This window comes from Ginsengibacter sp. (assembly GCF_057362405.1).
Window position 1 is genome coordinate 1 of sequence record NZ_JBMQQG010000036.1, and the last position, 8,291, is coordinate 8,291.

The 8,291-nt window shown below is 38.0% G+C and carries 9 protein-coding genes; 6 read left to right on the forward strand and 3 right to left on the reverse strand.

The window, feature by feature from the left end; genetic code table 11:
- Positions 1 to 152 precede the first annotated feature (152 nt).
- The 5 genes from ACO1O5_RS02590 to ACO1O5_RS02610 all read left to right on the forward strand — a co-directional run bounded on the left by ACO1O5_RS02590 (position 153) and on the right by ACO1O5_RS02610 (position 5,573).
- Positions 153 to 1,241 carry a chorismate mutase gene (locus ACO1O5_RS02590; protein ID WP_486268174.1) on the forward strand — a complete coding sequence of 363 codons (1,089 nt, stop codon included), beginning with the start codon at positions 153 to 155 and terminating at the stop codon, positions 1,239 to 1,241.
- A complete protein-coding gene (gene aroB / locus ACO1O5_RS02595) occupies positions 1,234 to 2,274 on the forward strand; it encodes a 3-dehydroquinate synthase (protein WP_486268176.1) in 1,041 nt (346 codons plus the stop codon). Before ACO1O5_RS02590 ends, aroB begins: the two co-directional genes overlap by 8 nt.
- Entirely contained in the window at positions 2,274 to 3,560 is a 1,287-nt protein-coding gene (aroA, locus tag ACO1O5_RS02600) for a 3-phosphoshikimate 1-carboxyvinyltransferase (RefSeq protein WP_486268178.1), read from the forward strand. The genes aroB and aroA overlap by 1 nt, the downstream gene beginning before the upstream one ends.
- A gap of 224 nt (positions 3,561 to 3,784) precedes the next feature.
- Positions 3,785 to 5,089: a ribosome biogenesis GTPase Der gene (der, locus tag ACO1O5_RS02605; RefSeq protein ID WP_486268180.1), complete on the forward strand. Its 1,305-nt coding sequence runs from the start codon at positions 3,785 to 3,787 to the stop codon at positions 5,087 to 5,089.
- A 70-nt stretch (positions 5,090 to 5,159) separates the two neighbouring features.
- Entirely contained in the window at positions 5,160 to 5,573 is a 414-nt protein-coding gene (locus ACO1O5_RS02610; protein ID WP_486268182.1) for a DUF6799 domain-containing protein, read from the forward strand.
- Between the two features lie 249 nt (positions 5,574 to 5,822).
- Here the strand turns inward: ACO1O5_RS02610 and ACO1O5_RS02615 are convergent, their stop codons facing one another.
- Together ACO1O5_RS02615 and ACO1O5_RS02620 are read right to left on the reverse strand one after the other, a co-directional pair.
- On the reverse strand, positions 5,823 to 6,239 hold the full coding sequence (locus ACO1O5_RS02615) for a hypothetical protein (RefSeq protein WP_486268184.1): 417 nt from the start codon (positions 6,237 to 6,239) through the stop codon (positions 5,823 to 5,825).
- A gap of 56 nt (positions 6,240 to 6,295) precedes the next feature.
- Positions 6,296 to 6,853 (reverse strand): RNA polymerase sigma factor, encoded by a 558-nt coding sequence (locus ACO1O5_RS02620; protein ID WP_486268186.1) that lies wholly within the window; start codon positions 6,851 to 6,853, stop codon positions 6,296 to 6,298.
- 83 nt (positions 6,854 to 6,936) lie between these two features.
- Here ACO1O5_RS02620 and ACO1O5_RS02625 point away from each other — a divergent pair, with 83 nt between their 5' ends.
- Complete coding sequence (locus ACO1O5_RS02625) at positions 6,937 to 7,722, forward strand: C40 family peptidase (protein ID WP_486268188.1); 786 nt, start codon at positions 6,937 to 6,939, stop codon at positions 7,720 to 7,722.
- 38 nt (positions 7,723 to 7,760) lie between these two features.
- Here ACO1O5_RS02625 and ACO1O5_RS02630 read toward each other — a convergent pair.
- A partial coding sequence (locus ACO1O5_RS02630; RefSeq protein WP_486268190.1) for an inorganic diphosphatase occupies positions 7,761 to 8,291 on the reverse strand: 531 nt, incomplete at its 5' end.

Consider the following 8,291-nt stretch of genomic DNA (forward strand, 5'->3'; position numbering starts at 1 on the left):
ACATTACCTAATACAAGGGCTGAAATATTTTACAGAATGCATGGATGGAAAGAAGTTGGTACACATGGTAAAGGCGAAATAAAATTTGAAATGAGTTTAGATAATTGGAAAAAATAGGACTGGCACATTAGTATTATTAAAATAAATTTACAATGCAAACACAAACAACAACAATGAAAGATTTAATGCAGGAAAAATGGACAAAGCGTCCTTTAATTATAAGCGGGCCCTGCAGCGCAGAAACAGAAGAGCAAGTACTGGAAACCGCTACACGACTGGCTAAAACAGGTAAGGTAGATATCCTTCGTGCAGGTATTTGGAAGCCACGTACCAAGCCCGGAATGTTTGAAGGTATTGGAATGAAAGGACTGCCGTGGATGGCACAGGCTAAAAAAATTACCGGCCTTCCTATTACAGTTGAAGTAGCAACTGCCAAGCATGTTGAGGATGCTTTGCATTTTGATGTTGACATGTTATGGATAGGTGCAAGGACGACTGTTAACCCGTTTAGCGTTCAGGAAGTTTGCGATGCATTGCGTGGTGTAGATGTTCCTGTGCTCATAAAAAATCCTATCAACCCCGATCTTGAATTATGGTGTGGTGGAATTGAACGTTTACAAAAGGTGGGCGTTAAACAAGTGGGAATGATCCATCGCGGCTTTTCAAATTATGGTAATACGGAATTTCGTAATGCGCCCATGTGGCATTTGCCAATCGAAATGAAACGCCGGTTTCCTGAAATGTTATTGATCTGCGATCCTTCACATATTTGTGGTAACAGAACCATGTTGCAATCAGTGGCTCAAAAAAGTATCGATCTTGATTTTAATGGTTTGATGATTGAAAGCCACATTGATCCGGATAACGCATGGAGCGACGCAAAACAGCAAATAACCCCGGAGCGTTTGTCTGAGATGTTGGGCGAATTAATATGGAGATCAGAAAATACAGATGAAAAAGAGTTTCTAACGGCCCTGGCTAAACTAAGAGAACAGATCAATCATATAGATGATGAATTGCTGCAACTGATTGGGCAACGCATGAAGATTGCCGATAAAATCGGGAAGTATAAAAAGGAAAATAATATTACCATTCTGCAAACCAACCGCTGGAACGATATCCTGGCCAAGGCATTTAAGAAAGGGGAAAAGTTGGGATTGAGCCAGGAATTTATCACCAAATATTTTGATGCTGTTCACCTGGAAAGTATCAATCACCAGAATAAAGTAATGAATGATTAGTAATGAAATATTGCCTCAGCAATATAAATTTTCGGGTAAAAAAATAGATGTTTTTTTTGACGCGGCATTTTCTTTAATTGAAGCCAAACTTCAAAAAGATAAAACCATTTTTATCACTGATGAAAATGTGTTTGGTGCCCATCCTGAAAAATTTTCCGGTTGGCAAAGTATCGTAATAAAAGCGGGAGAGCAGTTTAAAAACCAGCAAACGGTAGATTCAATAATTAATCAGTTGATCGGTTTACATGCGGACCGGCAAACTTTTATTGTTGGAATTGGCGGCGGTGTTATAACGGACATTGCAGGGTTTGTGGCGTCTATTTATATGCGTGGAGTAAAATTTGCGTTTGTGCCTACCAGTATCTTAGCTATGGTGGATGCAAGTATTGGCGGCAAGAACGGCATTGACGTAGGTGTTTATAAAAATTTAGTTGGCGTAATCAATCACCCTGAATTTTTATTGTACGATTATTCTTTTTTAGAAACCTTGCCCGACGGAGAATGGGTGAATGGCTTTGCCGAAATAATAAAACACGCCTGTATAAAGGACGGTGAAATGTTTCAGTTTCTTGAACAGCATTCTATCATGAGGTTCCAGGCGTCGCTGGAAAATACTGCGGCAATAATTAGAAGAAACGTGGAGATCAAATATAATGTAGTTGCCAACGATGAAAAGGAAACCGGCGAAAGGAAGTTGCTCAATTTTGGACATACGATCGGGCATGCAATTGAGAACACAAGTGGTTTGCCGCATGGTCATGCAATAAGCATCGGCATGATGGCAGCTTGTCGGATTTCGGAAGCTATAAATGATTTTGACACTGCAGATACAAAAAGAATTTCGGATCTCCTGGTGAAATATGAACTTCCTGTTTCCTTTACAGCCGATAAACAACAAACCTGGGAAATATTATTACATGATAAAAAGAAATCAGGCAACAGCATGAGTTTTGTTGTTCTTGATACCATAGGCTCTGCATCGATTAAGGCAATGCCGCTCGATCAGTTACATAACATTTTCAATAGTATATAGTGATAGTTACCGTTTCTCCGTCAATAGTTAAAGGAAGCCTGCAGGCTCCGCCATCAAAGAGTTGTATGCAAAGAGCATGTGCGGCAGCGCTTATTAATAATGGAACAACCATAATAGATAATGCAGGTACCAGCAACGATGAACAGGCTGCAAAAAATATTGTTCAAAAACTGGGCGCTACGGTTGAGACCGTTCGTAAACAAGTTATCATCACTTCCAATAATCACATTTTTTCGTCAACTTATCCCGGCAAACATTCGATCATTTCCGTGGGAGAGAGTGGCTTGTCGCTACGGATGTTTACACCGCTTGCGGCATTATTTAAACATGAAATCACCTTTACAGGTGAAGGGAGTATCTTAAAAAGGCCGGTGGATTTTTTTGAGGATGTATTTCCGCAGTTAGGTGTGGAGGTACGAACAAATAATGGAAAAATACCGATTGTGTTGAATGGCCCTTTAAGGCCTAAAAATATTACAGTTGACGGATCTTTAAGCTCACAGTTTTTAACGGGCTTATTGATGGCTTACGCAAAAGCGTGTACGGTACCCGTTAGTATTAGGGTAAATAATCTTACCAGCAAACCTTACATTGATCTTACGCTTGGTATTTTGGATCATTTTGGTTTTAAAGTAGAAAATGACCGATACGAAAGATTTGATATACTTCCCGTTAAAACCGTAAATAACCATAGTATAAAATATACGGTGGAAGGTGATTGGAGCAATATTGCTTTCCTGTTAGTTGCCGGCGCAGTTACGGGGGAAGTAACTGTAAAAAACGCCGACACGAATTCCGCTCAGGGTGACAAGAGAGTAATAAACGCTTTGGAATCATGCGGCGCTCAAATGCGGATCAATAAAAAAGAAATTACGGTTACAAGGAATAAACTGGAGTCATTTGATTTTGATGCGACGCATTCCCCCGATTTGTTTCCACCGTTAGTGGCGTTGGCGGCTTATTGCAAGGGAACTTCTGTAATTAAAGGCGTGAACAGGCTGGCACATAAAGAAAGTGACCGGGCTAAAACACTGCAGTCGGAATTTGCAAAGATGAAAGTGGAAATAGTAATTAACGACGATTTAATGTTAATTAAAGGTGGCAATCAAATTAAGGGAGCAAAAGTTTCTTCACATAACGATCACCGAATTGCCATGGCTTGTGCTGTGGCGGCTTTGGGAGCAAAAGGACAGACTATTATTCATGAAGCGGACGCGGTAAAGAAGTCATATCCGGGCTTCTTTGAAGATATTAAAAAGCTAAAAGCATCTGTGCAAATTTCATAAACGATACCTTTGAGGTTAAAGTATCGCAAAGAACGCGATGATGTCGCAAAGGGCGCTAAGAAAAAACTTTGCGAACTTTGCGTTTTGTTTTATAGCCTTTGTGATATAAAAAAAGATGCCCAAAGAACCAACAGTACAAGGGAGTGACACAACGAAGTTGCCCAGAGAACTATTGCCGGTAAACAAAAAATTATTTTCTAAAAATTATTTTCAATAACATTTTAATGTCATACACAATTGCGATAACGGGAAGGCCTAATGTGGGTAAGAGTACTTTTTTTAATCGATTGCTGGAGCAGCGCAAAGCGATAGTAGACGACGTTAGCGGCGTTACCCGCGACAGGCAATACGGCGTTGCGGAATGGATCGGTAAAACGTTCAATGTGATAGATACCGGTGGTTTTGTGGCGCACAGTGATGATGTGTTTGAAAGGGAAATTCGTAAGCAGGTGCATATTGCGATGGAAGAAGCCAATGCAATTATTTTTATGGTTGATGTTACAACAGGCATTACCAACCTCGACCAGGAAATGGCTGAATTGCTGCGCAAATCGCCAAAGCCGGTTTATTTGGTTGTCAACAAAGTTGACAATCATGCCCGCATGCTGGAAGCTTCAGAATTTTATAGTCTTGGCTTCAAGAATATATTTTTTGTTTCTTCAATAAGCGGTACAGGGACGGGTGAATTGCTCGACGAGGTTTGCGCTGCGATTCCTGCCGAGAAAGAGGATGAGAAATCCGAGGTGCCAAAATTTGCGATCATCGGACAACCTAACGTTGGTAAATCATCTTTACTAAACGCCTTAACCGGTAAGGAGCGCACAATTGTAAGTAATATAGCTGGAACTACAAGGGATTCCATTCATACAACTTATAATCTTTTTAATAAAGAATTTATTCTAATAGATACGGCAGGCATACGACGTAAAACAAAAGTGAATGAGGACCTGGAATTTTATTCTGTAATACGTGCCGTTAAAGCCGTAGACGAAGCCGATGTATGTTTAATTGTACTGGATGCAAAAAATGGAATTACTGCCCAGGATCTTAATATTTTTTCTTTGTGTGTAAAAAAAGGCAAAGGAATCGTGATACTGGTTAACAAATGGGATGCAGTAGAAAAAGAAACCAATACCGCCCGTGATTATGAAAAATTATTAAAACAAAAATTGGCTCCCTTTAAAGATGTACCCATCATGTTTATATCGGCCACGGAAAAACTGCGTATACTCCAATCGATGGAAGCTGCCATTAAAGTTTATGAGAACAGGCAGCAAAAAATAGCCACTTCCAAATTAAATGATGTGATGTTGAAAGCTACCGAAGCTTATCATGCACCGGTTATAAGAGGCCATCCCTTGAAAATAAAATATGTGACCCAATTGCCAACGGTTGTTCCTTCATTTGCATTTTTTTGTAATTATCCCGAAGATGTAAAAACGCCTTATAAAAATTATCTTGAAAATCAGCTACGGGAACATTTTAATTTTACCGGGATACCCATTCGAATTTTTTTTAGGAAGAAGTAAATGCTTTTTTTTGTGTAGAAAAAAACATACCTTAAACTAATTAAATTTTAAAACCTTAAAGTAAAATCTAATGAAAAAATTAATTGCTATCGTAGCTATCGCAGCCTTTGCTACATCCTGCAACAGCGGCTCCTCAAACACAGAATCCACGGCAGATTCTTCAATGACTGACAAGAAAATGAGTTCGGACTCTATGGGTTCCATGTCGTCTTCGATGATGTCGACTGTTGCTGAAGGAACTATGACTATGAAAGATGGAAAAATGATGGTTATGAATGGTGGGAAATGGGTTTTGATGGATCAGACAATGACATGTACCGACAGTTGCAAAGTAATGCCAAGCGGAGAAGTTGTAATGAAAAATGGTGAAAAAATGATGATGACTGAAGGTATGACTATTGACAAGGATGGCATGATGATGGATGACAAGGGAAAGATGATACCGATGGATCACATGATGATGAAAGACTCGATGAAGAAATAGTTTAAAGTGTAAGCAGAAGCAGAACATTATTTTTTGGATCAACTGTCCCCGGAATTTCCGGGGATTTTTTTATGTACACTTGGTTTGATAATGAAAAATCAAAGCCGGTTTTCAACAATAAACTTCATTAGAGGTGCGGGAGATTTAAGCTGCAGCTTTTGCATAATATTTATTCTGGAGGTTTCTATTGTATAAATACTTAATTAGTCGCAATGTCCAGATGCTATTTTCTTAAAAGACTTCCTGCTGCTATTTTAGGATACTTGCCGATTCTTTCGGAGCGGGGACTTTTGTTGGAGGCTGCTCATTCTCCAAATGTTTTTTTATTATAAGAAACCCAATCAAAATAATTATAAGAATAATTGCAATTGTAAAATATAACCCGTTCAGATTTTTAATTTCTCTCTTTAATTTCTTTTCCTTCTTCTTATAAAGTTGTTTCTTCAGGTTGGCATTGAGTTGTTCCACTAATGCCAAAACATCTTTTTTATTTTTGAATTTTTCAAGTCCCTCAACGGTATCACTTAGCATCTCCGAATCTGCCATATTTTTTTCAAATTCATGCTTATCTTCCTTTGACAATTTATCACTCAGATAATCCATTAGCTTCTGGTTATCGATATCTTTATTGCTATTTGATAATATGTTTAATAATTCATCATCCATTAGGTACAATTTACGAAGTGCGATGTACGATTTTTGTTTTCATGATTTGCTTTTAACTAATTGTTGTCGATAATTAATTTTAGATTTCTTTTGCCATTTTGAATATAGCTTTTTACCTGCAACATGGTAAATCCGGTTATACCAACAATTTCAGCGTAAGACTTTTTTTGCAGGTAGAACAAACTTACGCATTCCTTTTGTTCTGTATTTAGCCGTTCAATTGCATCCATCATTTTATTTAAAAGAACATCTTTTTCCATCAACGAAATTTTCTCATCGGTTTCATCCGGAATACTCGCCATTTTTTCGTTGAGCTCTGCAGTAAATTTTCCTTTTTCCCGCAACTTCATCAGGCAATGATTTTTGGCGATCATGTAAATCCAACTCTTAAAGTAGTCTACCTTGTATTTATGAAGCTCATTAATAATTTTTATAAAAATCTGCTGCACACAGTCTTTAGCATCTTCCTCATTTTTTAGGTATTTCATGCATACACCCAGCAACAAAATAGTATAGCGGGGAAGCAAAATTCCAAGCCATTTATTATCATGGTCTTTATAAAAATTTTGCAGCAGTTCACTATCTTCTGTATCGTTGTAGGTTCGTGACTTCAAAGCTGCTATGTGTTTTTCTTATTAAGATGTAAACATAAATAAATTCCATAATTTACACCTGAAATAAACATTTTGTAAACTGTATGCAATACACTGTTTGTTGCGTTCCCGTAAGCCCGTTGAGAGCAGAACCTTCCCATAAATCAGAAATGGTTTCACAGCAATTGTTTGGAGAAAAATCTGTTATTATTGAAACAGGTATTGATGACCCGATGACCGGCGGATGGGTAAAAATTTCGTTAAAATATGATGGTTATGAAGGATGGTGTCAATTGAGCCATTTAACTGAAATTGATGAAGAGCACTATACGAATATTGACAAGGACCTCACCGCAGGTTGGGTAAACGAAGTTGACTATAACGGGCACCGTATGTTTGTTCCTTTGGGAAGTTCATTATCTGCTTTCAAAAACGGGAAAGCTTTCTGGAGAAAAAATACAGTTCATTTTAAAGGTGAAATATGGAATCCCGAGGAAGTGAAAATCACCAATAAAATTATTAAACAGGTCGCTTTCAGATTCTTAAATACTTCTTATTTATGGGGTGGAAAATCAGTGTTTGGAATTGATTGCAGTGGCTTTGCTCAAATGACCTATAAATTCTTAAATGTACCGCTGCCAAGGGATGCATGGCAACAGGCTGAAGAAGGCTCAGTGACAAATTTTCTACAGGAAGCCCATTGTGGCGACCTCGCTTTTTTTGATAACGAAGCCGGTAATATCATTCACGTGGGCATTTTACTTAATGAGCATGAAATTATACATTCATCAGGCAAAGTACGAATTGATAAAATTGATACGCAGGGAATTTTAAATCTTGAAACGAAACAGCGCACTCATAAGCTGCGGATAATAAAGAGATATTTTTAAAACCTCACCGGTTTCCAGAACCTGTGAGGTTTAAGAGACTATCCAGGGAATTTTTGTTTGTAGAATTCTATCGCTTCATTTATAATTTCGTAAGCTTTTTCCTTAGTTTGAAAATCATTAATCTCCACTTTTTTATTTTCCAAAACTTTATATTGCTCAAAATAATTTTTTAGCACTTTTATAAAATGTTGCGGTACATCATACATAGTCTTTATGTAATTAACACCGGGATCTTTTGCAGCAACGGCTATAATTTTGTCATCGATTAAACCGCCGTCTATCATTTGCATATTCCCTATAACATAAGCCTCTACCAAACATAACGGTTGTATGGATTCTGAACACATCACCAAAATGTCCAATGGATCCTCATCCTGTCCAAGCGTTTGCGGAATGAATCCATAATTAACGGGATAGTGGAATGACGAATATATTACACGGTCTAATTTTAGCAACCCGGTTTTTTTATCAATTTCATATTTTGATTTAGAGCCTTCCGGTATTTCGATAAGGGCATTTACCAGGTGCGGAGCTTCCACTCCATAGTGGGCGCCATGCCAGGGATGTAA

Coding starts and splice junctions, on each gene's coding strand:
- ACO1O5_RS02625 (WP_486268188.1), top strand. CDS start 6,937: ATGCAATACACTGTTTGTTGCGTTCCCGTAAGCCCGTTGAGAGCAGAA.
- ACO1O5_RS02590 (WP_486268174.1), top strand. CDS start 153: ATGCAAACACAAACAACAACAATGAAAGATTTAATGCAGGAAAAATGG.
- ACO1O5_RS02615 (WP_486268184.1), bottom strand. CDS start 6,239: ATGGATGATGAATTATTAAACATATTATCAAATAGCAATAAAGATATC.
- ACO1O5_RS02610 (WP_486268182.1), top strand. CDS start 5,160: ATGAAAAAATTAATTGCTATCGTAGCTATCGCAGCCTTTGCTACATCC.
- aroB (WP_486268176.1), top strand. CDS start 1,234: ATGATTAGTAATGAAATATTGCCTCAGCAATATAAATTTTCGGGTAAA.
- der (WP_486268180.1), top strand. CDS start 3,785: ATGTCATACACAATTGCGATAACGGGAAGGCCTAATGTGGGTAAGAGT.